Below are 26313 nucleotides of genomic sequence, written 5' to 3'. Positions count from 1 at the left end.
ACATGACCCGAACCGCCATCCCCCGGAAGAACAGCGGGGCGGTCAGGAAGGCCACCCCATCCCGCAACGGAGCGGGCCGCCCGGGACTGCTCTGGGCGGTCCCCGCCGCCGTCTTCTTCGGCCTCTTCGCCATCGTCCCGCTCATCATGGTCGCTGTGCTCTCCTTCACGGCCTGGGACGGTCTGAGCGATCCGGAGTTCGTCGGCCTCGCCAACTGGCGGAAGCTCCTCGACGACCCCGTCATGGCCAAGAGCCTCTGGCTGAGCGTCCTGATCACCGCGCTCGGCGTCATCGTCCAGACCGCGCTGAGCATCCTGCTCGGAGTCTGGGCTGCGGGGCACCAGCGCAACCGGGCTGTCCTGTCCGCCATCTACTTCGTCCCGCTACTGCTCTCCATCGCGGCGGTGTCCGTGCTGTGGCGCGCCCTCCTCGACCCCAATCTCGGGGTCCCCGCGCAGGCGACATGGTTGTTCGGCGACGGAAACCTGTTCGGGATGCAGTCCAGCGCGATCGCCGTCCTGGTCTTCGTCAGCACGTGGCAGTTCACCCCGCTGCACACGCTGATCTACCAAGGCGCGGCGCGCGCGGTGCCGCCGGTGCTCTACCAGGCGGCGGAGATCGACGGTGCCGGACGAGTGCGGCAATTCTTCCATGTCACCCTGCCGCAGCTACGCAACGCGATCATCACTTCGACCATTCTCATGGTGGTCGGCGGGCTCACGACCTTCGACACCGTGCTCATCCTGACCCAGGGCGGGCCGGGAAGCGACACCACCATCAGTGCGTACTACATGTACCAGAAGGCGTTCAAGAGCTTCGACTACGGATCGGCATCCGCCATCGCACTCCTCCTGGTTCTCGTCTCCACACTGATCTCGCTGGTCGTCGCGCGGCTCTCGGGCTACGACAAGATGCGCAGCACCATGGAGGGACTGTGAGCAAGGGCCGCCCCAACCACCTCGCCGGCTTCGGCTCAGGGCTGTGGCTCCTCGTGGTGGGGCTGCCGCTGTACGTGATGCTGATCGCCACGTTCCAGTCGCGCCCCGACTACGCAGCGAACGGCCCGCTGGCCTTTCCCGAGCACTTCACGCTCGACAACTACATCAAGGACCTCAACAGCGGCTTCGCGCAGTACTTCCTCAACACCGTCATCGTCACGGCCTGCGTCGTGGGTATCGTCGTCCTCCTCGTCCCGCCACTGGCGTACACGATCGTCAGAAGCCGGGGCCGGATCGCCTCCACGGTCTTCCGGCTGTTCCTCCTGGGCCTGGCGATCCCCTCGCAGGCAGTCATCGTCCCGATGTTCTTCGTCATCAGCGAGGCCGGTCTCTACGACAACCTCATCGGCGTCATCCTCCCGACGGCCGCCTTCGCCATGCCGGTGTGCGCCCTGATCCTCACCGGGGTGATGCGGGACATCACCCCCGATCTGTACGAGGCCATGACGGTGGACGGCGCCTCGTCACGACGGATCTTCTTCCAACTGGTGCTGCCACTGTCCAGAAGCGGCCTCGCGACGATCATCGTCTTCTCCGCCCTCCAGGCGTGGAACGGCTTTCTCTTCCCCCTGGTGCTGACACAGTCCGCCGAGACCAAAGTGATCACCCTGGGTCTCTATGAGTTCCAGACGGAGCACGGCGTCGACACCCCCGGTCTGCTCGCCGCGGTCGTCCTCTCCATGCTCCCCATCCTGATCGTCTACCTGTTCGCTCGTCGTGCCCTGGTACAGGGGCTGATGGGGGTCGGAGGAAAGTGACCACCAACATGGACAACACCGGTGCGCCGACGACCGCCGTTCCCCGGACACCGAGCTCCGGGGCCACGGACCACCGCGCCGGGCCTTGGCACGACCCAGCCCTCACCCCCGAGGACCGAGCTGACGCCCTGATCGCGGCCATGACCCTCCAGGAGAAGGTCGCCCAGCTCTTCGGCGTCTGGGTGGGTGCGTCCGACGAGGGAGGCGAAGTCGCCCCGTTCCAGCACGACATGGGGGAGGCCGTCGCATTCGACGAGCTGCTTCCCCACGGCCTCGGACAGCTGACCCGCCCGTTCGGAACAGCCCCGGTCGACCCCGCCGTCGGTGCTCTCTCGCTCCTCCGTAGCCAGCAGCGGATCGTGCGCGCGAACCGGTTCGGCATACCGGCACTGGCGCACGAGGAGTGCCTTGCCGGCTTCGCCACCTGGGGTGCGACCGCCTACCCGGTACCACTGTCCTGGGGCGCCACCTTCCATCCGGAGCTGATCCACGAGATGGCCGCCGCGATCGGCCGTGACATGAGTTCCGTCGGCGTACACCAGGGACTCGCCCCCGTCCTGGACGTCGTACGCGACGTGCGCTGGGGGCGCGTCGAGGAGACCATCGGCGAGGACCCGTACCTCGTGGGCACCATCGCCACGGCCTACGTACGAGGACTGGAGTCGGCCGGGGTCGTCGCCACGCTCAAACACTTCGCGGGCTACTCCGCCTCCCGGGCGGGCCGCAACCTCGCCCCCGTCGCCATGGGGGCGCGCGAGCGGGCCGATGTCATCCTGCCCCCGTTCGAGATGGCCGTGCGCGAGAGCGGCGTCCGCTCGGTCATGCACGCCTACACCGACACCGACGGAATCCCCTCCGCAGCCGACGGACAGCTGCTGACCGGTCTGCTCCGCGACACCTGGGGTTTCGAGGGGACCGTGGTCGCCGACTACTTCGGCATCGCGTTCCTGAAAACCCTGCACGGCGTCGTCGGATCCTTCGGGGAAGCGGCCGGGGCCGCACTCGACGCGGGCGTGGATGTGGAACTGCCCACTGTCAAGGCGTTCGGCGGCCCGTTGACGGACGCGATTGCCCAGGGGCTCGTATCCGAGGAACTGGTGGATCGTGCAGTACGCCGAGTGCTCGTCCAAAAAGCCCAGTTGGGGCTGCTCGATGCGAGCTGGAATCCGGTGCCGTCAGTGCTCCGCGCAGCCGAACAGGCGGACAGCTCCGCAGGAGGCACCCCTGACGCACTGCGCGGAACGGTCCGTCTCGACACCAGTGAGAACCGAAAGCTCGCTCGCCGGGTCGCCGAACAGGCCCTCGTCCTTCTGAGCAATGACGGAACTCTGCCCCTCGCGGCGGGCCGGGGCAGCGGCGCGCCCGCCCGTATCGCGGTCATCGGGCCCAACGCCGAGAACCCGACGGCGGTCCTCGGCTGCTACTCCTTCCCCGTCCACGTCGGAAACCTGCACCCCGGCACCCCACCCGGCATCGAACTGCCCACCCTGCGTGCGGCATGCGCGGCGGAGTTCCCCCGCAGTGAGATCGTCGCCGCACAGGGCGTCGACATCGACGGCACGGACACCACTGGCATAGAGGAGGCGGCAGAGCTCGCCAGGGGAGCAGACCTTGTGATCGTGGCCCTGGGCGACCGCGCCGGCCTCTTCGGGCGCGGAACGAGCGGGGAAGGATGCGATGCCGAGAACCTGGCCCTCCCCGGCGTCCAGCAACAACTGCTCGATGCGCTCCTCGACACGCACACTCCTGTCGTCGTGGCCCTGCTCGCCGGACGCCCCTACGCCCTTGGGCGTGCGGTGCACGAGGCAGCCGCGATCGTGCAGTCGTTCTTCCCCGGGGAGGAAGGCACGAGGGCCATCGCCTCGCTCCTCAGCGGCCGCACCGCACCTTCCGGCCGACTGCCCGTCAGTGTCCCGAGCGGTCCGGGGGCGCAGCCCTCCACATACCTGGCGGCGCGGCTCGGTCATTCCAGCGAGGTGTCCAGCATCGACCCGACCCCGGCATTCGGATTCGGCCACGGTCTCACGTACACCGACTTCGAGTGGAGCGATCTGGACGTGCAGTGCGGACGGACCTCCACAGAAGGAGAGTTCGCTCTTTCCTGCACCGTCCGCAACACCGGTGTGCGGAAGGGCGTCGAAGTGTTGCAGGTCTATCTTCACGAGCCAGTCGCCTCCGTGGTGCAGCCTGTGCAGCGCCTCGTCGGGTATGTGCGCCTCGACCTGGATCCGGGCCGGGCGGCCCGGGTGAACATGGCCATCCCGGCGGACCTCGCCTCTTTCACGGGCCGCGAAGGGCACCGGATCATCGAGCCGGGCGGCCTCGAACTGCGGTTGGGCACATCGAGCACCGACCCGCGCTTCACGGTCCCGGTCACGCTGACCGGGCCGGTACGCACGGTCGACCACACCCGGCGACTGCACATGGGCGTCTCGACAGCGATTCTCAACGAGGCGACGTAGTCCGGTCCGCAGCACGTGGCAGCCGTCGCGGGTGACACGCTCGTCGGCGGCGGTCCCGCGGTCTCCGGGCCCGAACCGTCGGTCACGGCTCCGATCCGGCGCTGATGGTGTGTGCAACCGGGCGCCCGTCGTCCTGGCGGCGGAGGCGGCCGACCGTCGGCCCCTCAGGGGTGCCGACGGTCGACCGGGTGGGTGGAGCCCCGATCGTCGATCACGGCCGGCGGGCCACCGGCCCCGGCAGGCGCCCGGGGCCCCGGGCGGTGCCGAGGTGGTCGGTGTGGACCGCGGACCGGACGCCGGCGTCCTCGCGCCGCCGCCCGTCCTCACCGAAGGCACGGCAGAATGCCGGATGCGGTCGCGCTCCCGACCGCCCGGAACACGTCAGACCCGAAGCGAGAGTTCCCCCCGGGGCTTGAATGCGGAACCGCTCAGCAGCGACAGATTGACGTACCCGCTGCCGGGTTCCTGGACGTAGTCCAGAAACTCCCGATCCCTGTTCTCGTTGTAGACCAGGGCGCCGGTCCGCAGCTTCGGTTCGATGACTTTCAGAACGTCGAGCGAAACGGTCGGCGCCCATCCGTCGATGAGCACGAAATCGATAGGCTGGGGAGCGGAGGCGAGGGTGTCGCGCGCATCCCCCTCGAAGAGGGTCACGTAGTCCTCGAGGCCGGCCCGAGCAATGTTCTCGCGCGCCTGCTGCACCTTTTCCGGCACGAGTTCGGCCGTGTACACCATTCCTTTCCCGGCGTCCCTCAGTGCTGCCGCGAGGAAGAGCGTGGAAAAACCCAGGGCCGTGGCGAACTCGACCACGGTGTGTGCGAGACCGTAGCGAACCAGGAGGTAGAGCTGGTCGCCCTGTTCCGGGCTCAGTGAGAACCCCGTTCCGGTGTGGTGGTGCGGATCCGGGTGGTGAGGGTACGTCTCCCAGTTGATATGGCGCTCCCGCTCGTACAACTCGTCGAGGACGTCGAGTACGCGCTGATCCCGGATGAGTCCGCTGCGAAAGGGCGGCCGCGGCTGCCTCATCGAGTCGGCGAGCTGGCCGCCAAGGGGCTGCGAGTCTTCCGGCATCAGGACCACCCTCTCTGGTTAGGTGAGGCTACCCTAATCTACATGTGAGGGGTGTGCCATCGCTCACCACGGCGGCTCCAACGCCCGGCGGAAGGTTCCGGAACCCGGGCACGCAGCCGCCGCCAGCGGCCGGAGGTCCGGAACCCCTCCTGTCCGCTGTCCTGGTGACGCCACTGGGCGAGCGCACTGCGGCTGTCCGCCGTGCCGACGGGGGGCAGAATCCCAGAATCCCGTGAACATTTTGCCGCCGGCCGTCATCTCACCTGGTGCAGCCGACCAGCCTTCTCGACCGGCAGTCCTCTTGGAGGGGGAGAAGCAGCTCGGCTCTCTGGAAGGCCGTCGAGGCTTGCGACCGTACGTGACGTGTAACCGACCAGTATGCGAAGGAAGCAGCGGATGAGTTTTGGAGAACGCCTGGCCGGGCGTGGTGGGGTGCGGCCCCGCAGAACATCGGCAGCCCGCCGCACGACCATCGGGGCTGCTCTGGTGATGGCGACCGTCGGTGGGCTGACCACCGGGACGCTCGCCCACCCGCAGCAGGCGGGTGCCGCGGAGCGAGCAGCGGAGCCGGCCGCGCAGCAGGCCGACGTGGTGGAGGACCTCAACGGGGACGGCTACGCGGACCTGGTGAGCGGTGCTCCCGGAGGAACCGTCGGCGGCAAGGCGAAGGCCGGTTATGTGGCTGTCGCCTACGGTTCACCCCAGGGCCTCGACACCTCGGACAAGCAACTGGTGAGCCGTTCGACGAGCGGTGTGCCCGGGGCGGCCGCGGCCGGGCAGCAGTTCGGGAAGTCCTTCAGCAAGGGGGACCTGGACGGTGACGGTTACGCCGACCTGGTCATCGGCTCGGCCGACGCCTCGGCCGGCAGCGTCATCCTGTGGGGTTCGGCCAAGGGGCTCGCCGGTGGCACTGCCATACCCGGTTTCGGCACCACGCCGCAGATCGGCGACTTCGACGGCGACAAGAAGGCCGACCTCGCCCTGCTGGGGGACCCGGGGACGAGCGGAGACGACCCGGTCGAGCAGCCCGCGGCCCTGTGGAAGGGGCCTGTGACCCGTTCCGGAACCCCCGCCGGGAAGCTCGACTTCCTGGACCGGTCCGAGTGGGACGACGAGAACAACAGCGCCACCTCGATCAGTGGCCCCTCGACGGCCCGTGGGGTGGCCGACGTCAACGGCGACGGCCGGCAGGATCTGATCTTCCGGCGCTACGAGGGCGACGGCGTGTACAGCGGCGACGCCCTCCTCGGCAGCCCCTCCGGCTTCACCGTCTCCACCGGTCCGACCGACGGCGGCGGGGACATGGACGCGGGCGATGTGGACGGTGACGGGTTCGACGACCTCGTGGTGAGTGGCGGAAGTGACCTGTTCGACGAGGTCACGGTCGTCTTCGGCACGAAGGACGGCCTGTCCTCCAGCCGTCGGCAGACGTTCGACCAGAGCCTCGAGGGCTTCCCCGGCGAGGCGCCTTCGTCCGGCGAGATGCTGGGCTCCTGCGTCTCCGTCGCGGATGTGACCGGCGACGGTCGCGCCGAGGTCGCCCTCGGCATCCGCTGGAAGGACAGCGGGAACACGAACGACGCGGGCGCGATCGCCCTGTTGCACGGTGCAAAGACGGGCGTCACGGGCAAGGGCAGCCAGCTGCTCGACCAGGACAGCCCGGGCGTGCCCGGAGTCGCCGAGGAGAACGACGAGTTCGGCGCGGCCTGCGCGCTCCTGGACGTCGACGGTGACGGACACCGTGACGTCAACGTCTCGTCGACGCAGGAGAACGACTCCTCCGGCGCCGTGTGGTCGCTTCGCGGCACGGCTACGGGCGTCACCACGGACAAGGCCACCTCCTTCGGTCCGAGTGATCTCGACGCGCCCGTGAACGGAGCACAGTTCGGAAGCTCGATGCGCTGACCCGGTCGTGTCGGAGGAGCGTCCGACACAACCCGTGCGGCCCCCCGCGGGTGACTCGGTGGAAGCCCAGGTCGGACACAGTCGACCGGGGCTTCCACCTGTCGGTGGCCGGTTCGCCCGGCGTTCCGGCACGGGGAGGGCGCTGACGGCACGCACTTCGTCCTGGCCAGGGGGCAGGGAAGACCGGCTCATGTGAGGTCGCGGCGCTCGTCATCGGACTCTCCTCCCGAGCTGCTCAGCCACCGAGTTCGAGGCTGCGCCGGCGGAAGCCGGCCACGCCCACCGCGGCGAGCACCGCGGCCAGTGCCGACATGACCAGTACCGGAGCCGCGGTGAGCGACTCGGCCGGAAGGCTGGGCAGGTGGGTGAAGGGCGAGATGCCGATCAGGCCGTCCGGCAGCTCCAGCAGGGTGCCGAACTGGCCGATCACCAGGCAGACGGCGAACGCCGCCCAGGACACGGTCGCCGCACCCCGCGGCAGCACTCCGAACACCGCCAGCGCGCAGCCCGCCAGGACGGCGGTGGGGGCGAGCTGGGCGAGCGTCGTCTCCAGCAGGTCTGCCAAGGCGCCCGTCAGGTCGTCCGAGACGGCGCCGTAGGCCAGCCCCGTGCTCAGCCCGAGCGCGGCCAGGACCAGCGCCGTGCCCAGCAGGGCGACGAACGCGTGCGCCAGCACCCAGTACGTCCGGCTCACGGCCGTGGCCAGGACGGCCTCGGTCGGTCCGTTCTCCTCGTCGGAGCGCAGCCGGATGAGCGACTGGACGGTGAATCCGGCCACCACCACCGAGAGCAGTCCCATCATCCCCGCGAAGTACGCGTTCACCAGGTCGCCCTCGCCCCCCAGGTCGCGGACGAACTGTGCGCTCTCCTCGCTGCCGAAGAGGTCCTCGACCTGGTCGCCGATACCGCCGAAGACCGCGCCGAACACGGCGATGCCCACGATCCAGCCGAGCAGCAGACCGCGCTGCAGGCGCCAGACCAGCCCGATCGGCTTGCGCAGCGAGGAACGTGCACGGGCCGCGCCGCGCCGTGGGGGAAGCATTCCGGTGCCGACGTCCCGGTGGACGCTCAGCTGTATCGCGATCAGCACACTGACGGCGGAGCAGAGCAGCAGCAGGGCCACGGGCCACAACCGGCTGTCTCCGTAGGGGCGCAGCTGCTGCCCCCAGCCCAGCGGGGAGATCCAGCTCGGCCAGGCGGGGTCGACCGTCACCGTGTCCGACGCGGTGTTCCCGAAGGCGTCACCTGCGGCGCGCAGCAGAAAGGCGGTGGCGAGGATGAGCCCGCCCAGTCCGCTGGCGGCGCGGGCGCTCTCGGTCAGCTGGGCGGCGATCGAGGCGAGGCCCGCGAAGGCCATGCCGACCGTGCCGAGCGCCACTCCGACCAGCACGGAGCCTCCTGCCGGCATCCCCATGCCGAGCAGGACGAGGGTGCTGAGCAGGGCTAGTGCGACATTCGCCAGCCCCGCTAGCAGCAGGGCGGCGGTCAGGCCGGCGTGTCTGCCCACGGCGGCGGATCCGACCAGTTCGGCCCGCCCGAGTTCCTCGTTCTGCCGGGTGTGCCGTACCACGAGCAGGATGTTCATCAGGGCGACGAGCACACAGGTGAAGACGAGGCCCTCCGAGACGGTCAACGCTCCGGAGCTGCTGCCGGGGGCCGGGCCGGTGAATGCGCGGGTGACCACGTTGTCCGCGCGGACCTGGGCGTTCTCCAGACGTGCGGCGTCGGAGTCGTAGAGGCCGGAGACGCTGTTGCCGATGGAGGCGAACAGTGCGGCGAGGCCCGCCACCCACAGCGGCAGCCGGAGGCGGTCACGCCGCAGCGCCAGCCGGGTCAGTACACCGGTACCCGTGAGCGCGCTCATCGTGCACCGACCGCCGTCCCGGCGGGCTGGTCGGCCGACTCGTCGCCGTAGTGCCGCAGGAACAACTCTTCGAGTGTCGGGGGAGCGCTCGTCAGCGAGCGGACACCGAGAGAGGCCAGATGGCGGTGGATCTCACCGAGCCGGGCGGTGTCCGCCTCGAACTCGGCGTGGTGTCCCGTCACGGCGAGCTTGTGCACCCCGGACAGCGACCGGAGGTCCGCAGGGGGTGTCTCGGTCTCGACCTTGAGCGAGGTGCGGGTGAGGTGACGCAGCTCGGAGAGGGTGCCCGACTCGACCGTCCGGCCCTCCCGGATGATGCTCACGCGGTCACACAGCTTCTCGACCTCGGCCAGGATGTGGCTGGAGAGCAGGATGGTCTTGCCGGCTCGGCGGAGTTCCTGGACGCACTCCTGGAAGACGGCCTCCATCAGCGGGTCCAGTCCGGACGTGGGCTCGTCCAGGATGTAGAGGTCCACGTCGGAGGAGAACGCGGCCACCAGGGCGACCTTCTGCCGGTTTCCCTTGGAGTAGGTCCGCAGCTTCTTGCCCGGGTCGAGCGCGAACTTCTCCAGGAGGTCCCGCCTGCGGGTGTCGCTCAGCCCGCCGCGCAGGGATCCCAGCAGGTCGATGGCCTCTCCACCGGTCAGGTTGGGCCACAGATTCACGTCGCCGGGCACGTACGCCAGCCGCCGGTGCAGTTCGACTGCGTCGTGCCATGGGTCGCCACCGAGCAGAGCGACCTGTCCGGAGTCCTTGCGCAGCAGTCCGAGCAGCACCCTGATGGTGGTGGACTTGCCGGCGCCGTTGGGCCCGAGAAAGCCGTGGACCTCGCCGGAGCGGGCCGTCAGCCGGAGACGGTCGAGGGCCGTCGTGTCCCCGAAAGTCTTCACCAGGTCGCGGATACTGATCGCGACGCCGGGATCACCACCCGGCGACGGGACGTTGGTCAGCATTGCAAAGCTCCTTGCCGTTCTACCTACCTCGGGTAAGTGGAGCGTAGCGCAAAACTGACCAGAGGTAAGCAGGAGAACGGAAATGGACCAGCAGACGACCACGCGCGAGCGGATCCTGCACGAGGCGGAACGGCTGTTCGTCGAGCGCGGCTACCATGCGACGGCGCTCCAGGAGGTCGCCGACCGCGTGGGTATCACCAAGCCGGCGCTCTACTACCACTTCTCCTCGAAGGCGCAGATCCTCGGTGACCTGCTGGATCCCATGACGAGCGAGCTGGAGCAGGTGCTGTCCGACGCGCTCGATCAGCAGGAGGCCGGGGGGATCGCGACCGTGCGCGGCACCCTGGTGACGGGGTGGCTCGATGTGTTCCTGCGCTATCGGAACACCCTGGTCACGCTGTTGCGGGAGCTGCCCGCCACGCCTTCGGACTCCTTCAGCCGACTGCTGCGGACGATGGAGTACGGCATCGAGGTAGGGGCCGGCGCGGGTGCGGGGATCCCCGAGCGCATCGCCGTCGCGCAGGCCGTCTCGGCCGTCACCGACCCCGTCGCGCTCATGCCGCAGCTCTCCAACGAAGAGCTGCGGGGCCACCTGCTCGCCGGCGCGTGGCGGCTGCTGCCGGAGTCCGCGCCCGACGCCCGGCGGGCACGCGGCGGGCGCCCCAGGGCGGTGAGCGAGGCGGATGCGGCGCTGGCCCGTCGGCTGCACGCGTCCGGTGAGCACACGGTCGACTCCATCGCCGCACGACTCGGTGTGTCCCGTGCCACGGTGTACCGGCATCTCAAAAAATAGAGGCATCTTTATGAGATTGTTTTGAGACAATGGGGAGTGATCGTGCGGAGCGGGAGGGAGAATCTCCCCGTCATGGCGTCGTGGGCCCGGGTACGGGGACGTGAACCCGCGGGGTGTCGCACCTGCGTTCCGCGGGGTCAGCTGTGTGCGAATCCGGCGGAGTCGGTCAGGTAGCGGTCGAGGTCCGGGTCTTCGTGGAGTGCGAAGAACGCATCGTGGATCTCCCAGTCCGGGCCGAGCTCGGTGCGGAGGCGGCCGAGGGCTCGGTGCACCGCCTCGTTGAAGTGCTGACACTCCGCTTCCCGCCACGGCCCCGGGGCCGTGGGGCAGTCCCAGTTCAACGACGTGTCGTGGCGCGCTGTCAGCCTGTGCAGGTCGTCACGGAGATCGCGGCTGATCGGCAGGCGGTCCAGGTCGATGCAGTACCCCCACGATGCCCTGTCCTCGGGCGTGGCCGCCCAGAGAACACCGCCTGATCCCGCGTCGAAGAAGAAGCTGGCAGTGGGCATGACATCGACCTCTTGAGACGTATCGGTCAAGGCGGCCCACACGGTAGTCGACGGAGCGGTGCACCGGCCGCACGTTTCCGGATGCGGCCGGCTCCCGCCTCCCCGCCCAGGACCGCGGAGCGACCGGGCCGAGGAGGAGATCTCCAGCGAGCCCGGCGCATGACGACGGTCCGCTCGGGGGCGTCGCCGATGCACCGGGCCGCTCGTACGGTCTGTCGCGTGCCGGTGGTCAGATCCGCGTCATGGTCGAGGTGTATCCGCCTCCGCCGGGGTAGACCCAGTCTCCGGTCGCGCTGGTGCCGTCGGCGCTGAACGTTCCTTCGTAGTAGGCCGGGCTGCCCTTCGCGCCGGCCCAGATGGTGAGCTTGTCGCCGACCAGTTCGTAGACGTAGTCGAACGTGTTGCCGGTCGAGTCGTAGTACCGCGACACGACGTCCGCACCGGTCGGCTCACCGAACGGGCGCAGGTTCCCGATCAGCTCCATGCCGGTGACCGGCTCGCCGAACTGCGTGAGCTCCACGTGCTGGATCAGGAAGTACCGGCCGGGCATCCACTCGTACCGCACGGTTCCCTCTGCTCCGCCGGTGACCGCCCAGGTGCCGACCAGGCGGTCCAGGGCTCGCAGTTCGGCGCTCGGCGGAATGGTCTCAGACATCTCGTCCTCCTCGATGGGGTCTTGCGGCCACCTCGGAGCCGCCCGTCCGTCCTCGACGCCGAGCATCAGTGAGGTAGGTCACATGCGTGCCGTGTCGAGATCCCGCCCCCGGCGACGAGGTAGCCGGGAGACCCGCCAAGGAGGAAGCCATGACCGCCCCCGCCGTTCCTGCTGTCGCCACCGCTCGCAACCCGGACCGTCTGCTGGCCGCCGGAGCCCTCGCCGGACCGGTCTTCGCCGCGTCCGCCGTCCTCCAGATGTTCACCCGTCCGGGCTTCGACATCACCCGGCACCCGATCAGCCAGCTCGCCACCGGCGGCCTCGGCTGGATCCAGATCACCACGTTCGTGCTCGCCGGGGTCGGTGGTCTCGCACTGGCCGCCGGCATCGGACGCACACTCCACGACGGGGTCGGACGGCGCGCACTGCCGGTCTGCGTCGGCATCTTCGGCGCCGGGCTGATCGCCGCAGGGGCCTTCACCATGGACCCGGAGAACGGCTTCCCGCTGGGCACCCCGGACCGGCCGGTCGCCCGGATGTCCTGGCACAGCATCGCGCACTCCGCCTCGGCCGCCGTCGCCTTCACCGCGCTGGCCGTCGCCGCCGTCGTGCTGGCCGTACGGTGTGCGCGCCGCCGTGCGGCACTGCCGGCCGTACTGAACGCCGCCGCCGGGCTCGTCCTGGTCCTGCCCATGTCACCGGAGCACATGAGCGTCCAGATCGCCGTGAACGGCCTGGTCGCCTTCACCTGGACCACCGTCGTCGGCACATCCCTGCGGCGTACCCCCGCGGGCCGCTCTACCCTCACCACATGAGAGCGAAGGGGCAACTGCGATGAAGTACCTGCTGCTCGGCTACACCTCGGCCGCCGCCTGGGACGCCGCGACCGCCGAGGAACCGTCTCCCGAGGCACTGGCCGCGTTCGCCGTCTACCAGAGGTTCGAGCGGGAGCTGCTCGACACCGGTGAGCTCGTCAGCACCGAGGGCCTGGGCCACCCCGCGGTCAGTACCACGGTCCACCGGACACCGGACGGCACGACGGCGACCGACGGGCCGTTCGCCGAACTGAAGGAAGTGCTGGCCAGCTTCGCGGTGATCGACGTGGCCGACCGGGAACGCGCTGTGGAGATCGCCTCGCGGATCGTGGAGGTACTGGGCGAGCCCATCGAGATCCGGCCGATCATGGGCGAGGACTTCACGTCATGACCGGAGGGTCCCCGCCTCGCCCGGTGCGTCAGCGCGCCGGGCCGGGCTGATGGGTGGCGGCCCGGTGAACGGCGGGCCGAACGCGGCCACCGACGTCGAGGATCTGCTGCGCACCGAAGCACCCCAGGTCCTCGGTGCGCTGGTGCGACGCCTCGGCCGCTTCGACACGGCCGAGGACGCGGTACAGGAAGCGCTGCTGGCGGCGGCCCGGACCTGGCCGGACCACGGCGTACCGGAAGACCCGCGCAGCTGGCTGATCCGGATCGGCTACCGGCGGATGGTCGATCTGCTCCGCTCCGAGCAGGCCCGGCACCGGCGTGAGCGGCACGTGGGCATGGCCGAACTGGCCATGCGGGAAACGTGCCGCCGGGAGAGTCCCCCGCAGGAGACCGACGACAGCCTCACCCTGCTGCTCCTGTGCTGCCACCCCGCCCTGAGCCACACCTCGCAGGTGGCGCTCACCCTGCGCGCAGTCGGCGGCCTGACGACCGCCGAGATCGCGCACGCCCACGGAGTTTCCGAGGCCACCATGGGGACGCGGATCAGCCGAGCCAAACAGCAGCTCACCCGGGCCGGAGCACGCTTCACCGCGCCCACCGCAGCCGACCTGCCCACCCGTATGAGGGCTGTCATGCGGGTGCTGTACCTGATCTTCAACGAGGGGTACGCGGCCTCCGCCGGCGACGAACTCGCGCGCCTCGACCTGACCGCCGAGGCGATCCGGCTGACCCGGACGCTCGCGGCCACCATGCCGCACGACGCGGAGGTGACCGGACTGCTGGCGCTGATGCTGCTCACCGAGTCGCGGCGCGCCGCCCGTACCGGCGAGGACGGCCGGCTGCTGCCGCTGGACGAACAGGACCGGAGCCGATGGAACCGCTCCCTGATCCAGGAGGGCACCGAGTTGATCGACGGGGTCTGGAGCCGTGGCGAGACGGGGCCGTACCAGCTCCAGGCGGCGATCGCGGCTCTGCACGCCGCCGCGGCTCCGCAGCGCACGGACTGGCCGCAGATCGCCATGCTGTATCTGTGGCTCGAGCGTCTCACCCCGACCGCGCCGGTGCGGCTGAGCCGAGTGGTAGCGGTGGCCCGTGCCTTCGGTGCGGCCCGCGGGCTGGCGCTGCTCGACGACCTCAACCGGCGCCACGGGCTGGACCGGGCTCCTCTCACCCGGCAACGGGAACGCGCGGTGCGCGCACACCTGGTGCAGATGACAGGTGACGCGGCCGCTGCCGCGCTCCTGTACCGCGAGGCGGCAGCCCTGACCGGCAACCAGGTCGAGCGCCGCTACCTGCTCGACGAAGCCGACCAGCTGATCTGACCGGTCCGACGCCGGGGACGGCCGTTGTCGGCTCCGGTTCGGCGACGCCGGGCACGACGTGCGGGTTTCGAAGTCGGAGCGGCGCCGCGACACGAGGCCCTCGACGGCTGGTAGCGCCTCCCCGCGACATGGAGACCGCCCGCGGGGCCCGGTCAAGAGTGCCGAGGCGCTCGCGTGCGGGTTCCGGCCGGATGCGGGGACGGGTGGGGCGCTCTGTGCGCCGTCGGGTGGCCGGATTCCGACCCCGGCAGCTCCCTCCGAGCCGAGCGGGAGCCCCCGTGCCGCCGTCACGTTGTGCACAAGAGTTCTTCACCGGACCTTCGCAGAATGGCCGGACCCACCGGGTGGGAGCAGGGGGCGCGTTGTCCGCCCCCTGACGCGATGTGACGATGAGCGCGCCCGGCGACCGGCGACTGCGACACCCCCGTCACAGTGCACCGAGCTGCCGGTCGTGCTCCCCGGGCGACATCAGGAGGAGTCGGATTCGATGATGCGATGGAGATTACGCAGAGCCGTCACCACAGCCGCCGGGGTGGCGGCAATGGCTCTCGCGGGGCTCGCCGCGACACCTGCGGCAGCCGCCGCGTCCGCCCCGTCGGCCGGTGCGGAGGCGTCGCGGGTGTCCGCGTCCGGTTTCTGGGCGTGCACGGTGCCCGCGGGCAAGACCTATACGGACACCGACCGGCGCTTCCTCGGGGACTGCAACCCGAGCGGCTACGGCACCAGCTACTACGTCGTCGACCCCGCCGACGGCATCTGGGCCTGCACGGTGCCTGCTGGATTCACCTACGACGACACCGACCGGCGCTACCGCGGTGCCTGCAACCCGCAGGGTTACGGCACCGCCTACCGGCTGCGCGAACCTCGCACCGGGATCTGGGCCTGCACCGTCCCGTCGGGCTTCTCCTACACCGACACCGACCGGCGCTTCCTGGGCCCCTGCAACCCGCAGGGCTACGGCACCAGCTATCTGCTCGTGGGCTGACCGGCCCGAGGGTGCGGTGGCCCGGCCCGCGGGGGGCGGGCCACCGGCGGCCGTGCTGCCCACCCGGAGCGGAGGAGCCCCGGTGCTGCCCTCCCGGACGACGTGACAGCCTGGCCCTGCCCGGCAGCCCCCTCCCACCCGGCCCGGATGCGGCCCGGACGCCGCATCCGGAACCGGGACGAGCGTGACGACATCGCAGCCGCTCCCGCGTACACCCCAAGCCGCCCGCCGCGACCGACCGCCCGCCTGCCCGATCCTGGCCCCGGCGCTGGGCAATGGCACCCGCGCCGTCGAGATCCCCGAGGCCGGGCACTGGCCGGAGGGGAGCCCCGGGCCGCGGCGCGCGAATTCCGCGCGTTCACCTCCGGATGAGGCGTTTGGCGCGGTCGTGCCGACCGGCCCGCACTCGGGCGGGCGCCGGAGCCGACCGCGTGTGAGGCGACCGTCGTCCGGCGGCACACGTAACGTGGCGGCAGGCGTGCCCGGCGGACAGCGCGGTCCGGGACCGGCTGCCCGGTCGCCGGGAGGAGGAGAGACATGGACGCGAATGCCTGGGACGAGCGGTACAGGGCGGCGGAGCGCCTGTGGTCGGCGGAGCCCAACCGGTGGGTGGCCCGGGAGGCGGCCGGGCTGGCGCCGGGCCGGGCGCTGGATCTGGCCGCGGGGGAGGGCCGCAACGCCCTGTGGCTGGCCGGACGCGGGTGGCGGGTGGACGCCGTCGACTTCTCACCCGTCGCCGTCCGGCGCCTCGCCGAGGCAGCGGACCACCGGCAGGCGGAGGTGCGGGCCGTGGAGGCCGACGTCACCCGGTACACGGCCGAAGACGCCGCGTACGACCTGGTTCTCCTCTCTTACCTGCATCTTCCCCCGCGGGACATGGCGCGGGTGCTTGCCCTGGCGTGCCGGGCGGCCCGGCCCGGCGGCACCCTGCTGCTGGTCGGCCACGATGTGGCCAACCTCGAGCACGGGACGGGCGGACCGCAGGATCCGCAGGTGCTGTCCAGTGTGGAGGGGGTCGAGGCCGCCTGGGAACCGTGCGCCGATGTTGTGGTGGCGGAGGTCGCGCGCCGCCCGGTGGGCGAGGCCGAGGCCCTGGACACGGTGGTCCGCGCCGTCCGCCGGTGAGGTGGCCCGACGGTTCGCCGCGCCCGCCGCCGCTCGGTGGGCCCGTCCGTACCGCTGCTGCACTCGTCGCTGCCCTGTTGGCGCAGATTGACATGGGCATGACGCTTGCGGCCCGATCTGCCCCGTGGTTTCGCCTGTGGCGGGTGCGGGCGCCGTTCCGGTCCGCCGGGCCCCGTCGATGGCGGGCGGCTCCGGCTCGCCCTCTTTCCCTGCTCTGCCTCGGGTACCCGGCGGCTGTGCGGCCCAGCGGCGGGGGTACCGGACCGCCATGGCGGAATATACCCCGGGGGGTACGAATGTTACGCTGATCGGCATACCCACGGGGGTAATTTTCTCGGGAAAGGAGTACCCCGGTGTTCTTCGTCGACACGATCGAGATCGAGGGCCTGGGCAACCGCAGCTACCTCGCAGGTGGGGCGCGCACGGCGGTGGCGGTGGACCCGCCTCGCGACATCGACCAGGTGCTGGCGGCCGCCGCCGGGCGGGGGGTGCGCATCTCCCACGTGGTGGAGACGCACATCCACAACGACTACGTCACCGGCGGCCTGGAGCTCGCCCGGATCACCGGAGCCGACTATCTCGTCCCGGCCGGTGCGCGGGTCTCGTTCTCCCGGATCCCGGTCGCCGACGGGGACACCGTCGACATCGACACCGACCTGACGTTGGCGGCCGTGTCGACACCGGGACACACGCCGCACCACACCGCCTACGTACTCGGCGAGGCGGGACGCCCGGTCGCCGCGTTCACGGGCGGCTCCCTCCTCATCGGCACCGTCGGCCGCCCGGACCTCGTCGAGCCGCGGCTGACCGAGCGGCTGGCGCACGCCCAGCACGCCTCGGCCCACCGGCTCGCCGACGCCCTGCCCGATGAGACCGCGGTCCTGCCCACGCACGGATTCGGCAGCTTCTGCTCCTCCGCGCAGGCCGACGGCGACACCACGACCATCGGAAAGGAGAAGGCCGCCAACACAGCCCTCACCTCCGACGCGGACACCTTCGTCGCCGAACTGCTCGCCGGGCTGGAGGACGTGCCCGCCTACTACGCGCACATGGGCCCCGCCAACGCCCAGGGGCCCGCCCCCGTCGATCTGACCCGGCCCGCGGTCGCGGACCCGGACGAGATCGCCGCGCGGCTCGCGGCGGGTGAGTGGGTGGTCGACCTGCGCCACCGGGTCGCCTTCGCGGAGGGCCATGTCGCCGGCTCGTTCAACTTCGAGGCGGAGGGCAAGCTCGCCACGTACCTGGCCTGGATGATCCCGTGGGGCAAGCCGGTCACGCTGCTCGCTGACTCGGTGGAGCAACTGGCCTCCGCGCAGCGGGAACTGGTCCGCGTGGGCATCGACCGGCCCGCCTCCGCGGCGACCGGCGGTCCTGCGGCCTGGCTTCGCGACGGGGAGAGCCCCGCCGCCTTCCCCCGAGCCACGTTCGCGGAACTGGCGGCGCGGGACGAGGAGGACGTCGTCGTCCTCGACGTGCGCCGCGACTCCGAGCGCGCCGCGGGATGGATAGCCGGGTCGGTCCACATCCCGATCCACGAGGTGCACACCCGGCTCGGTGAGGTGCCCGACGGAACGGTCTGGGTGCACTGCGCCGGTGGCATGCGCGCCGGTATCGCAGCTTCGCTGCTGGATGCCGCGGGGCGGCGGGTCGTCGCCGTGGACGACGGCTTCGACGCGGCCGGCGAGGCCGGACTGGCCGTTGTCACCGGTTGAGACGCGCAGGGGCCGGACGGCCCGGCCTCTTGCCGCACCCGAATCGAGAACCCGGCGAGACCCGACCGGGAACCCGAACGAGAAAGGCGACATCGACGATGTTTCTCTTCCGTAGGAGCGCACCGCGCTTGTCCGTGGACGAGGCCCGCACCCGCACCGCCGGGGACCGGGCGGAAGCGGTTCTGCTGGATGTGCGCGAGAAGTCCGAGTGGCAGGCGGGGCACGCCCCGGGTGCCGTGCACGCCCCGCTGACCGGGCTGACCGCGGGTGCGGCTCTGCCCGCGGCCGCACAGCGCCGTCCGCTGGTGGTGATCTGCCGCAGCGGGCACCGCTCCCGGCAGGCCGCGAAGCTGCTCACCGAGCGGGACTCGGACGCGGTGGACGTCGAGGGCGGCATGAGCGCGTGGGCCGCCGCCGGGTTCCCGGTCGTCGACGAACGCGGGAACACCGGCTCGATAGCGTGAGCCTCCTGATCGTCGCCCTGATCGCCGGGGCCGTCGTCGGCCTGGCCCTGGGAGCGCTCGGCGGTGGTGGCAGCGTGCTCGCCGTCCCGGCGCTGATCTATCTGCTGGGGTTCTCACCGGCGTCCGCGACCACCGCCAGCCTGATCATCGTCGCCGCGACCTCGGCCACCGCCCTGTACGTCCACGCCCGAGACGGCAACGTCGTGTGGCGGACCGGGACGCTGTTCGCGGCCGCGGGCATCGTCCCGGCGTACCTGGCCGGGGCTGCCGCGGGCCGCCTCCCGGCAGCCGCACTCACCACCGCCTTCGCGGTCATCGCCGCGCTGGCCGCCCTGCGCATGCTGCGGCCCTCGGACTCCGAGCCGCCCGAGCGGATACGTCCCGCCAGGGCGGCGGGGGCCGGTGCCGGGCTGGGAGCCGTGACGGGATTCCTCGGCGTCGGCGGCGGGTTCCTCGCAGTCCCCGCGCTGGTGGGGGTGCTCGGGCTGCGCATGAAGCAGGCCGTGGGCACGAGCCTGCTGGTCATCACCGTGAACTCGCTGGCCGCACTGACGGCGCGGACGGGCGGTGGCGGGGATCTGCGCTGGGAGGTGATCGCCCCGTTCACCGGAGCCGCGATCCTCGGGGCCTGGGACGGCAAACGCCTGGCCACGAAGATCACCGGCCGCTCCCTGCAACGAATCTTCGCCTTCGTCCTGCTGGGGGTGGCGGTCTTCATGCTCGTGGACGTGATCGTCTGAGCGCGTGGGCCGCCGGGCACCCGGGACGGACGCTCGGCACCCATGGGCGGGGTGACGGCCCCGGGGCGGTCGGGTCAGGCCAGGGGCAGGTCGGGTCAGGCCAGAGAGAGGAAGAGTTTCTCCAGCCGGGCGCGCATCTCGTCCCGGTCCTCTTCGGAGCGGCTGCCGTCCTCCATGTCGGTCAGGCACTGCTGCAGCCCGGTGGCGATGATCGCGAACCCGGCCCGGTCCAGCGCCCGGGACGCGGCCGCCAGCTGTGTGACGACCTCCTCGCAGTCCCGCCCCTCCTCGATCATCCGGATCACCCCGGAGATCTGGCCCTGCGCCCGGCGCAGCCGGTTGAGGACCGCCTTCAGTTCCGCTGCCGCCAGCTCAAGCTCCATCATCACTCCTCATGGAATACCCCCAGGGGTAATATACTGCCCCGAGGGGGCACCGCCGAAAGAAAAGGATGACATCTGCCATGACCACGCCCACCGCCCTCGGTACCGGAGAAGCCCGTACCCGGCTGCACGAGCTGACCGTCGTCGACGTCCGCACCCCCGGCGAATACGCCGGCGGGCATCTGCCCGGCGCGCTGAACGTCCCCCTCGACCAGATCCCGCGGGCCCTGCCCGAGATCCGCCACGCGGCCGACCGCAGCGACATCCTGGTCGTCTGCGCGTCCGGCGCCCGGTCCGAGAACGCCTGCCGGATCCTCGCCGAGAACGGCATCGAGACCGCCACCCTCTCCGGCGGCACCGGCGCCTGGGCCGCCGACGGCCATGACCTGCACCGCCCGCAGGGCGCCGGCGGCGCCACCTGGGGCATGGAGCGGCAGGTCCGCTTCACCGCGGGGACGGTCGTCCTCCTCGGGCTCCTCCTCGGTCTGCTCGTCCACCCGGCCTTCCAACTGCTCTCCGCCGGTATCGCCGCCGGGCTGGTCTTCTCGGCCCTCACCAACACCTGCGGCATGGCAGCCCTGCTCGCGAAGCTGCCCCACAACCGCCCCCGCTCCGCCGACCTCGACGCCACCCTGGCTCAGCTCCGCAACCGCTGAGCCGCGCGCCCCGCGGCCACGGCGCCTCCGGCCCGGCGGGGAACCGGCAGAGGTCGGGCGAGCAGACCGGCCGGAGGACCGGAGGAGAGTCGGCCGGTCGACGGCCGGCACACCGGACGGCCCCTCAGGCGGTATCCCGCATGCGGGCGGAGAGGTCGGCGCCCGGATGGAAGTTGGGGCGCTGTTCCACCTCGTCGTAGTAGCGGTGGAAGACCGGAGTGAGGCCACCGGAGACCGGAGGAACGATCCAGCTCCAGTCCGCGGTGACGGTACGGCCCTGCTGCTCCTCCTTCGCGAGGTGGGTGAGGAAGTGGCGGGACTCCGTGTGGTGGTCGCTGATGCGCACTCCGGCGGCCTGGAAGGAGTGCAGTACGGCGACGTTGATCTCGACGACTGCGCGGTCCCGCCAGAGCGTGGCCTCGCTGCTGGTGTCGAGGCCCAGGCAGGCGGCCACCGTGGGCAGCAGGTTGTAGCGGTCCTCGTCGACGAGGTTGCGGGCGCCTATCTCGGTGCCCATGTACCAGCCGTTGAACGGGGCGAGGGGATAGTCGACGCCGCCGATCCGCAGCCGCATGCTGGATATCACCGGAACCGCGTACCAGCGCAGGCCGAGCTGGTCGATCCGGCTGCAGTCCGGATGCCGCAGCGGGACCTCCAGGACCGTATCCGGCGGGAGGTCGAAGAGCCGGGGCTTGTCGCCGGGGGCGTCCACGACGAGCGGCAGCACGTCGAACATCCCCTCCGGGCCCTGCCAGCCCAGGCGACGCACCGCAGCGGTCAGGTCGGCGCTCACCGGGTCGCCCAGCACGCTGCCGTCCGCGCGGCGGTGGCCCGCGTACCGGACGAGCTGGTCGTTCCAGACCCGGGGCGCGGGACGTGCGGGTGTGTCGGGCGCGAAGACGGAGATCACGGGGCGGATGCGGCCGCCGTTGGTGGCCTGGCGCAGGTGATCGGTGAGGTGGTGGTGGATCTCCTCGGCCGCGTGCGCGTTCCGGCGGTCCAGTACCCGCAGGCTCTGCCAGTACAGACGTCCGATGCAGCGGGCGGAGTTGCGCCACGCCACCCGTGCTCCCCAGGTGAGCTCCTCCGGGGTGTGCCAGTAGCTGCCCGTCGCGTCGATGGCGGCCCGGACCTGCTGCAGCCGGGTGCTGAGCGGAACCGGCAGTGCCGGGTGCTCGGCGTGGAATTGGTGGAGGAACTCCTCCGCCTCGTCCCGGTCGGCGACAGGGCCCGCGGACGGTCCGGGGAGGCCGGAGGCAGCGGAGGACGCCGCTACGGGGCAGGCATCGAAGTGCACGGGTACCTCACAGGGGGGGGCGGAGGCCGCTCATGTCGCAGGCGAAGCCGGCCGACTGCGGCCTCGGAGAGCAAAGCTAGAGGTTAACGCCCCTGTCCAGCGGGTCGGCAGGCCGGAGGTCCCGGAAACCGACATGTCGGCGTTCAGTTCCCGCGCATCGGGTCGTCGCCGGCGTGCCCCGGCTTCGCCGCGGGCGTCCCGGAGTTCCGGACGCCCCCTTCGGCGCCCGCCGGCCTGGGCCCATCGCCCGCAGGTCAGGCGGGGCGCAGGACCACCGGAAGGCTGGTCATGCCGGACAGCAGGTTCGAATAGACCCGGCGGGGCTCCCCGTTCGGTTCGATCGTGGCCACGATGTCGCGGAGCGCGGTGAGCATGGCCGCGATCTCGGCGCGCCCGAGGTAGGCGCCGAGGCAGAAGTGCGGCCCGTAGCCGAAGGCGATCTGCTTGTTCGGAGTACGGGCCAGGTCGAAGCGGCCCGGGTCCGCGAAGACCTCTTCATCCATGTTGGCCGAATTGTTCCAGAGAGTGACGATGTCGCCGGCCTTGATCTCCTGCCCCCGGTCGCCGACCGGAACGTCCTCCAGCGCGGAACGGCCGAAGTGGATCGCGGGCGTCGTCCAGCGCAGGACCTCCTCGACGGCGGTGGAGACATCCACCTCGCCGTCGAGCAGCGCACGCCACTGATCCGGGTGTTCGAGGAACGCCGCTACGGCACCCGTCATCGAAAGCCGGCTGGTCTCGTCGCCGCCGAGGATGAGGCTGTAGCAGTTGACGACGATCTCGTCCATCGTGAGCGGCTTGCCCTCGAGGGTGCCGGTGGCGAGCATGCTGACCGCGTCCGTACCGGGGTTCTTCCGGCGCTCGGTGGCCAGCTTCTCGAAGTAGGCGAGGATGTCGTTGCGTGCCTGCCAGGCGACAGCGGGGGACTGGGCCGCCCCGTCCGATCCCAGCGCCGCCTCGGTGCACTCCAGTACGAAGGGACGGTCCGCCTGGGGTACGGCCATGAGGTCGCAGATCGCGTTGAGCGGGATGTGTGCGGCCACGTCCCGCGCGAAGTCGCACTCCTCCCGCGCGACGGCGTCGAGCAGCAGTTGCCGGGCGGCTGCCTGGATGTTCTCCACCACCCCGGTGAGCACCCGCGGCGAGAACGCCTTGAGCAGGATCCTGCGCAGATCGTTGTGGCGCGGACCGTCCGTCACCGCGGCCATCATGCCCGCCGCCGAGTCACCGCCCATCAGGAGCGTGGTGAGCACGTTCCCCTTCTCGGAGGTGAAGCGCGTGGTGTCGCGGTAGAGGGTGGAGACGTCCTCGTAGCGCGAAACGACCCAGAAGCCCTCCGACCCGCCCACCGGCCGGTGCTTGTAGAAGGGCTGTTCCTTCCGCAGCCGCTGCCACACCTGGGTGAGGTCGTACTCGGCGTGCGTGCGCGGATCGGCCAGATCCAGTGTGTCCAGAGCACCGGAATCGGGCGTGATGAGGCTGGACATGCAGGGTGACTCGCCTTCGGTACGGAGGTACTGCGGAGCTGCGCCGGAGAGCAGCTACCCGGGGCGCTCTCCTTCGGAGCCGTGTGTGTACGTGTAGAGCCGGGTGCTGTAGTAGTCGGCGTCCGGTGAGGCGAGGGGGTCGCCCGACTGCGCCCAGGCGCCCCGCTGTTCCACCTCGGAGAGGAGACTCGACCCCACGAGGCACAGCACCGCGTCGCGTGGGAGCCGCGCGAGGGACGCCTCGATGTTGTCGAGGACAGCCGCGGCGACGGCCGCCGAGAAGGGCTCGTAGAAGTAGAAGAACCCTGCGTCGTCGGGGATGGCGAACTCGCGCGCGTCCTGGTGGTGGATCTCGATCGGGCTCCGGCGCGCCGACGGGTTCCTGACGGCGTGCTCGACGTTCTTCCTGGCCGTCGCGCAGAGCTCGGAGGCGAAGTCCACCCCGATGACCCGCTTGAAGGGGCGTTCGGCGGCGATGAGCAGCACGCGTCCCTTGCCCGAGCCGAAGTCGACGAAGGAGATCTCCTCGTGCCGGACAGCGGCCGCAGCGAGCGCGGCGCGCACGGTCCGGACCGGCGTCGGGGAATAGCGTGAATTGTTCTCCAAGGTGCGATCGTCCGCCTCCAAAACCTCCCAGGGCTCAACCGGCTTGCCCGTCTCCACCCCGAGGGACGCATCGAACCCCTCGATGTCGTCGATCTCCGCCAGTGTGAGGTCGAACTGCCGCTGCTTTTCCAGGATCTCCAGAGCGCTGCGCTGGACATTGTTTTCTGGCATGAACCTTGCACGTCCCTCAGGGTCGGACGGGAGACGCTCCGCTTTCGAATGGTGCGCTGGTCCGCGCGGAATCGGTCGAATGGGAGGAGTACGGCTCCCGAAGGCCGGAGTGGGATGGAAATGAGGCGGAAACGGAGCGAGAACAGGGCGGATAGGCGCCAAACGTCAGCATCTGCCGTCACCGGCTGGACACGCTATGCGAAATCTCCGGCTCGGGCGTATGAGGTAGATCACACGCCGGGGCGGCTGCGAGAGGAAGGGCGGCAGGACGCCGCATCGTCTCGGGGTCGCCCATCCGGGCGACGCTCCGACGGTCCCGTCCGGACCATGCTTCCATGCTCAACTCCCCTACCCATACTCAGGTTTGATGACTTCAGCGGTCCTCCTCCAGGCGCCGGATTCGACCTTGACACGTCGTGGGTCGGGTGTGTTTCACTCCGGGGGTACGCGGCCAATGTGACGCCGCCCGGGTGCAGTTACGCCCGACCAAACGACAAGGCGCTACGGGGGGCTTTGTGTTGGGGTCCGAAGACGACCGACGATGCCGGTGTGGTGCGCCCGGAGTGGGCGACCTGGAGATGGGCGATTGCGGCAGGGCCCGACGTGTGCGCACGCGGTAGAGCCGACACGCGATAGTCGCGGAACCCGCATCACGAAATCTGCCGAACGGCACTGACGCCACGGCTTCGGCCGACTTTCTTTCCGGCCGGCATTCCTGCGCCGTGTCCCTTTTTCTCTCCTCGACCTGACTTTTCCACGCCTGCTGACAGCTACTCCGCTGTCCTCTCGCCGCACGGACTCGTCCATCCGACGAGTCACGGATGCCATGGGGGCGTGCTCAAGGGCTTTGTCCGACGACCCAGAAGGAATCAGCTCGTGATCCCGTTGTCCTTCGCTCAGCGTCGCCTGTGGTTCCTGCACAAGCTGGAGGGACCGTCGGCCACGTACAACATGCCGCTGACGCTTCGGCTCAAAGGTGACGTCGACGCGAAGGCGCTTCGGGCGGCACTTCGGGACGTGATGGAGCGGCACGAATCCCTGCGTACGGTGTTCCCGGAGGTCGACGGCGAGCCGCACCAGCTTGTCCTTCCCACGGATGCCTTCGACCTCGAATGGGAGAGCGGCCCGGTATCCGAGGACGAGCTGCCGCGTGCCCTGGACTCCGCAGCCCGCCACACCTTCGACCTCTCCTCGGACGTCCCCCTGCGCGCATGGCTGTTCCGGCTCCGGCCCGACGAGTGCGTCCTGATGCTGCTCATGCATCACATCGCGGGTGACGGGTGGTCGATGGCTCCGCTGACGCGTGACGTGGTGGAGGCGTACACCGCCCGTGTCGAGCGGCGCGACCCGGAGTGGTCCGAGCTTCCTGTCCAGTACGTCGACTACACGCTGTGGCAGCGTGAACTGCTGGGCGACGAGAACGACCCGGAGAGCGTGTTCTCCGAGCAGGTGGACTACTGGCGTGCGGAGCTGGCGGGGCTGCCGGAGCAGGTGACCTTCCCGACCGATCGGCCCCGGCCGGCCACCGCCGGCTACGAGGGCGCCCAGCTGACGTTCGCGCTGGACGCTGAGCTGCATCGGGGTCTGGTGGAGTTGGCGCGGCGGTCGAACACGACGGTGTTCATGGTGTTGCAGGCCGGTATGGCGGCGTTGCTGACGCGGTTGGGTGCGGGGACCGACATCGCACTGGGCAGTGGTGTGGCCGGCCGCACGGACGAAGCCCTCGACGACCTCATCGGCTTCTTCGTCAACATGTTCGTCCTCCGTGCGGACACTTCCGACGACCCTGCTTTCGAGGACCTGCTCGGGCGTGTCCGACGGGCGAGCCTGGCAGCCTACGAGCACCAGGACGTGCCGTTCGAGCGCTTGGTGGAGCTGCTGAACCCGAACCGTTCCACCTCCCATCACCCGCTCTTCCAGGTCGCGCTCGTCCTCCAGAACGCACCGACCGAGGAGTTCGAACTGCCCGGGCTCCAGGTGCAGGCCGAAGTGATCGGTTCCGGGACGTCGCGCTTCGACATGCTCGTCTCCCTCACCGAACGCCATGACCGCGTCCATGGCCCGGCCGGTATCGAGACCGTTGTCGAATTCGCGACGGAGTTGTTCGATCGGGTGTCGGTTGAGGGGTTGTTGGCGCGGTGGGTGCGGTTGTTGGAGCAGGTGGTGGCGGATCCGTCGTTGTGTGTGGGTGC

At 70.4% G+C, this 26313-nt stretch carries 24 protein-coding genes; 15 read left to right on the top strand and 9 right to left on the bottom strand.

The genetic code is table 11. The features are described from left to right. Positions 1-2: 2 nt before the first annotated feature. Genes ACFYMO_RS27245 through ACFYMO_RS27235 form a run of 3 tightly spaced genes read left to right on the top strand, consistent with a single transcriptional unit; the run spans position 3 to position 4218 of the window. Positions 3-938, top strand: coding sequence for a carbohydrate ABC transporter permease (locus ACFYMO_RS27245; RefSeq protein ID WP_388549650.1), 936 nt, complete (start codon positions 3-5; stop codon positions 936-938). Beyond that, positions 935-1756, top strand: a complete 822-nt coding sequence (locus ACFYMO_RS27240) for a carbohydrate ABC transporter permease (protein WP_366773740.1) — start codon at positions 935-937, stop codon at positions 1754-1756. The genes ACFYMO_RS27245 and ACFYMO_RS27240 overlap by 4 nt, the downstream gene beginning before the upstream one ends. Further along, positions 1753-4218 (top strand): glycoside hydrolase family 3 N-terminal domain-containing protein, encoded by a 2466-nt coding sequence (locus ACFYMO_RS27235; RefSeq protein WP_388549646.1) that lies wholly within the window; start codon positions 1753-1755, stop codon positions 4216-4218. The genes ACFYMO_RS27240 and ACFYMO_RS27235 overlap by 4 nt, the downstream gene beginning before the upstream one ends. A 381-nt stretch (positions 4219-4599) precedes the next feature. Here ACFYMO_RS27235 and ACFYMO_RS27230 read toward each other — a convergent pair whose 3' ends face one another. Further along, positions 4600-5289, bottom strand: coding sequence for a class I SAM-dependent methyltransferase (locus tag ACFYMO_RS27230; protein WP_366774830.1), 690 nt, complete (start codon positions 5287-5289; stop codon positions 4600-4602). 489 nt (positions 5290-5778) lie between these two features. Here ACFYMO_RS27230 and ACFYMO_RS27225 point away from each other — a divergent pair, with 489 nt between their 5' ends. Further along, a complete protein-coding gene (locus tag ACFYMO_RS27225; RefSeq protein ID WP_388549763.1) occupies positions 5779-7194 on the top strand; it encodes an FG-GAP-like repeat-containing protein in 1416 nt (471 codons plus the stop codon). A 235-nt stretch (positions 7195-7429) separates the two neighbouring features. Here ACFYMO_RS27225 and ACFYMO_RS27220 read toward each other — a convergent pair whose 3' ends face one another. Both ACFYMO_RS27220 and ACFYMO_RS27215 read right to left on the bottom strand, forming a co-directional pair. Continuing rightward, positions 7430-9058: an anibiotic ABC transporter gene (locus ACFYMO_RS27220; RefSeq protein ID WP_366774827.1), complete on the bottom strand. Its 1629-nt coding sequence runs from the start codon at positions 9056-9058 to the stop codon at positions 7430-7432. After that, the gene (locus ACFYMO_RS27215) at positions 9055-10011 is read right to left on the bottom strand and encodes an ABC transporter ATP-binding protein (protein WP_366774826.1); all 957 of its coding nucleotides are present in this window, start codon (positions 10009-10011) and stop codon (positions 9055-9057) included. Before ACFYMO_RS27215 ends, ACFYMO_RS27220 begins: the two co-directional genes overlap by 4 nt. Before the next feature lie 82 nt (positions 10012-10093). Here ACFYMO_RS27215 and ACFYMO_RS27210 point away from each other — a divergent pair, with 82 nt between their 5' ends. Then, positions 10094-10804 carry a TetR family transcriptional regulator gene (locus tag ACFYMO_RS27210; RefSeq protein WP_366774825.1) on the top strand — a complete coding sequence of 237 codons (711 nt, stop codon included), beginning with the start codon at positions 10094-10096 and terminating at the stop codon, positions 10802-10804. Positions 10805-10941: 137 nt separating this feature from the next. Here the strand turns inward: ACFYMO_RS27210 and ACFYMO_RS27205 are convergent, their stop codons facing one another. Both ACFYMO_RS27205 and ACFYMO_RS27200 read right to left on the bottom strand, forming a co-directional pair. Continuing rightward, positions 10942-11313, bottom strand: a complete 372-nt coding sequence (locus ACFYMO_RS27205; RefSeq protein ID WP_366774824.1) for a hypothetical protein — start codon at positions 11311-11313, stop codon at positions 10942-10944. A 229-nt stretch (positions 11314-11542) separates the two neighbouring features. Beyond that, positions 11543-11968 (bottom strand): hypothetical protein, encoded by a 426-nt coding sequence (locus ACFYMO_RS27200; protein ID WP_366774823.1) that lies wholly within the window; start codon positions 11966-11968, stop codon positions 11543-11545. 149 nt (positions 11969-12117) lie between these two features. Between ACFYMO_RS27200 and ACFYMO_RS27195 the strand changes: the two genes are divergently transcribed. From ACFYMO_RS27195 to ACFYMO_RS27160, 8 genes are all read left to right on the top strand, one after another. Continuing rightward, positions 12118-12783, top strand: a complete 666-nt coding sequence (locus ACFYMO_RS27195) for a DUF998 domain-containing protein (RefSeq protein WP_366774822.1) — start codon at positions 12118-12120, stop codon at positions 12781-12783. 19 nt (positions 12784-12802) lie between these two features. After that, positions 12803-13174, top strand: coding sequence for a YciI family protein (locus tag ACFYMO_RS27190; protein WP_366774821.1), 372 nt, complete (start codon positions 12803-12805; stop codon positions 13172-13174). Between the two features lie 49 nt (positions 13175-13223). After that, a complete protein-coding gene (locus ACFYMO_RS27185) occupies positions 13224-14495 on the top strand; it encodes an RNA polymerase sigma factor (RefSeq protein ID WP_388549640.1) in 1272 nt (423 codons plus the stop codon). Between the two features lie 541 nt (positions 14496-15036). Further along, positions 15037-15480 carry a hypothetical protein gene (locus tag ACFYMO_RS27180; RefSeq protein WP_366774819.1) on the top strand — a complete coding sequence of 148 codons (444 nt, stop codon included), beginning with the start codon at positions 15037-15039 and terminating at the stop codon, positions 15478-15480. A 537-nt stretch (positions 15481-16017) separates the two neighbouring features. Continuing rightward, positions 16018-16605: a class I SAM-dependent methyltransferase gene (locus ACFYMO_RS27175; RefSeq protein WP_388549638.1), complete on the top strand. Its 588-nt coding sequence runs from the start codon at positions 16018-16020 to the stop codon at positions 16603-16605. Between the two features lie 353 nt (positions 16606-16958). Further along, the gene (locus ACFYMO_RS27170; RefSeq protein WP_388549635.1) at positions 16959-18317 is read left to right on the top strand and encodes a rhodanese-like domain-containing protein; all 1359 of its coding nucleotides are present in this window, start codon (positions 16959-16961) and stop codon (positions 18315-18317) included. Positions 18318-18415: 98 nt separating this feature from the next. Then, positions 18416-18781, top strand: coding sequence for a rhodanese-like domain-containing protein (locus ACFYMO_RS27165; protein ID WP_366774816.1), 366 nt, complete (start codon positions 18416-18418; stop codon positions 18779-18781). Further along, a complete protein-coding gene (locus tag ACFYMO_RS27160; protein WP_366774815.1) occupies positions 18778-19521 on the top strand; it encodes a sulfite exporter TauE/SafE family protein in 744 nt (247 codons plus the stop codon). Before ACFYMO_RS27165 ends, ACFYMO_RS27160 begins: the two co-directional genes overlap by 4 nt. 95 nt (positions 19522-19616) lie before the next feature. Here ACFYMO_RS27160 and ACFYMO_RS27155 read toward each other — a convergent pair whose 3' ends face one another. Further along, positions 19617-19904 (bottom strand): metal-sensitive transcriptional regulator, encoded by a 288-nt coding sequence (locus ACFYMO_RS27155; protein WP_366774829.1) that lies wholly within the window; start codon positions 19902-19904, stop codon positions 19617-19619. 80 nt (positions 19905-19984) lie between these two features. On the opposite strand from ACFYMO_RS27155, the gene ACFYMO_RS27150 reads away from it, so the two are divergent. Next, on the top strand, positions 19985-20560 hold the full coding sequence (locus tag ACFYMO_RS27150) for a rhodanese-like domain-containing protein (protein ID WP_366774814.1): 576 nt from the start codon (positions 19985-19987) through the stop codon (positions 20558-20560). 124 nt (positions 20561-20684) lie between these two features. Here ACFYMO_RS27150 and ACFYMO_RS27145 read toward each other — a convergent pair whose 3' ends face one another. The 3 genes from ACFYMO_RS27145 to ACFYMO_RS27135 form a co-directional block, all read right to left on the bottom strand. Beyond that, positions 20685-21857 (bottom strand): nitric oxide synthase oxygenase, encoded by a 1173-nt coding sequence (locus ACFYMO_RS27145; RefSeq protein ID WP_388549631.1) that lies wholly within the window; start codon positions 21855-21857, stop codon positions 20685-20687. A 254-nt stretch (positions 21858-22111) separates the two neighbouring features. Next, positions 22112-23344, bottom strand: a complete 1233-nt coding sequence (locus ACFYMO_RS27140; RefSeq protein WP_366774812.1) for a cytochrome P450 — start codon at positions 23342-23344, stop codon at positions 22112-22114. A 54-nt stretch (positions 23345-23398) separates the two neighbouring features. Beyond that, on the bottom strand, positions 23399-24121 hold the full coding sequence (locus ACFYMO_RS27135) for a class I SAM-dependent methyltransferase (RefSeq protein ID WP_366774811.1): 723 nt from the start codon (positions 24119-24121) through the stop codon (positions 23399-23401). A gap of 834 nt (positions 24122-24955) precedes the next feature. Here ACFYMO_RS27135 and ACFYMO_RS27130 point away from each other — a divergent pair. Then, on the top strand, positions 24956-26313 hold a 1358-nt coding region (locus tag ACFYMO_RS27130; protein WP_388549628.1), incomplete at its 3' end, for a condensation domain-containing protein.

The organism is Streptomyces sp. NPDC007025 (assembly GCF_042869455.1).
GTDB lineage: Bacteria > Actinomycetota > Actinomycetes > Streptomycetales > Streptomycetaceae > Streptomyces.
Note: the sequence above shows the minus strand (reverse complement) of the source record. Positions and strands in the feature narration are given on the sequence as shown.

What these genes read in the sequence shown, in the direction of transcription:
- ACFYMO_RS27230 (WP_366774830.1), bottom strand. Translation starts at nt 5,289, where the DNA reads ATGCCGGAAGACTCGCAGCCCCTTGGCGGCCAGCTCGCCGACTCGATG.
- ACFYMO_RS27215 (WP_366774826.1), bottom strand. Translation starts at nt 10,011, where the DNA reads ATGCTGACCAACGTCCCGTCGCCGGGTGGTGATCCCGGCGTCGCGATC.
- ACFYMO_RS27210 (WP_366774825.1), top strand. Translation starts at nt 10,094, where the DNA reads ATGGACCAGCAGACGACCACGCGCGAGCGGATCCTGCACGAGGCGGAA.
- ACFYMO_RS27225 (WP_388549763.1), top strand. Translation starts at nt 5,779, where the DNA reads ATGGCGACCGTCGGTGGGCTGACCACCGGGACGCTCGCCCACCCGCAG.
- ACFYMO_RS27185 (WP_388549640.1), top strand. Translation starts at nt 13,224, where the DNA reads ATGGGTGGCGGCCCGGTGAACGGCGGGCCGAACGCGGCCACCGACGTC.
- ACFYMO_RS27205 (WP_366774824.1), bottom strand. Translation starts at nt 11,313, where the DNA reads ATGCCCACTGCCAGCTTCTTCTTCGACGCGGGATCAGGCGGTGTTCTC.
- ACFYMO_RS27245 (WP_388549650.1), top strand. Translation starts at nt 3, where the DNA reads ATGACCCGAACCGCCATCCCCCGGAAGAACAGCGGGGCGGTCAGGAAG.
- ACFYMO_RS27140 (WP_366774812.1), bottom strand. Translation starts at nt 23,344, where the DNA reads ATGTCCAGCCTCATCACGCCCGATTCCGGTGCTCTGGACACACTGGAT.
- ACFYMO_RS27175 (WP_388549638.1), top strand. Translation starts at nt 16,018, where the DNA reads ATGGACGCGAATGCCTGGGACGAGCGGTACAGGGCGGCGGAGCGCCTG.
- ACFYMO_RS27150 (WP_366774814.1), top strand. Translation starts at nt 19,985, where the DNA reads ATGACCACGCCCACCGCCCTCGGTACCGGAGAAGCCCGTACCCGGCTG.
- ACFYMO_RS27220 (WP_366774827.1), bottom strand. Translation starts at nt 9,058, where the DNA reads ATGAGCGCGCTCACGGGTACCGGTGTACTGACCCGGCTGGCGCTGCGG.
- ACFYMO_RS27165 (WP_366774816.1), top strand. Translation starts at nt 18,416, where the DNA reads ATGTTTCTCTTCCGTAGGAGCGCACCGCGCTTGTCCGTGGACGAGGCC.
- ACFYMO_RS27135 (WP_366774811.1), bottom strand. Translation starts at nt 24,121, where the DNA reads ATGCCAGAAAACAATGTCCAGCGCAGCGCTCTGGAGATCCTGGAAAAG.
- ACFYMO_RS27195 (WP_366774822.1), top strand. Translation starts at nt 12,118, where the DNA reads ATGACCGCCCCCGCCGTTCCTGCTGTCGCCACCGCTCGCAACCCGGAC.
- ACFYMO_RS27155 (WP_366774829.1), bottom strand. Translation starts at nt 19,904, where the DNA reads ATGGAGCTTGAGCTGGCGGCAGCGGAACTGAAGGCGGTCCTCAACCGG.
- ACFYMO_RS27190 (WP_366774821.1), top strand. Translation starts at nt 12,803, where the DNA reads ATGAAGTACCTGCTGCTCGGCTACACCTCGGCCGCCGCCTGGGACGCC.
- ACFYMO_RS27180 (WP_366774819.1), top strand. Translation starts at nt 15,037, where the DNA reads ATGGCTCTCGCGGGGCTCGCCGCGACACCTGCGGCAGCCGCCGCGTCC.
- ACFYMO_RS27200 (WP_366774823.1), bottom strand. Translation starts at nt 11,968, where the DNA reads ATGTCTGAGACCATTCCGCCGAGCGCCGAACTGCGAGCCCTGGACCGC.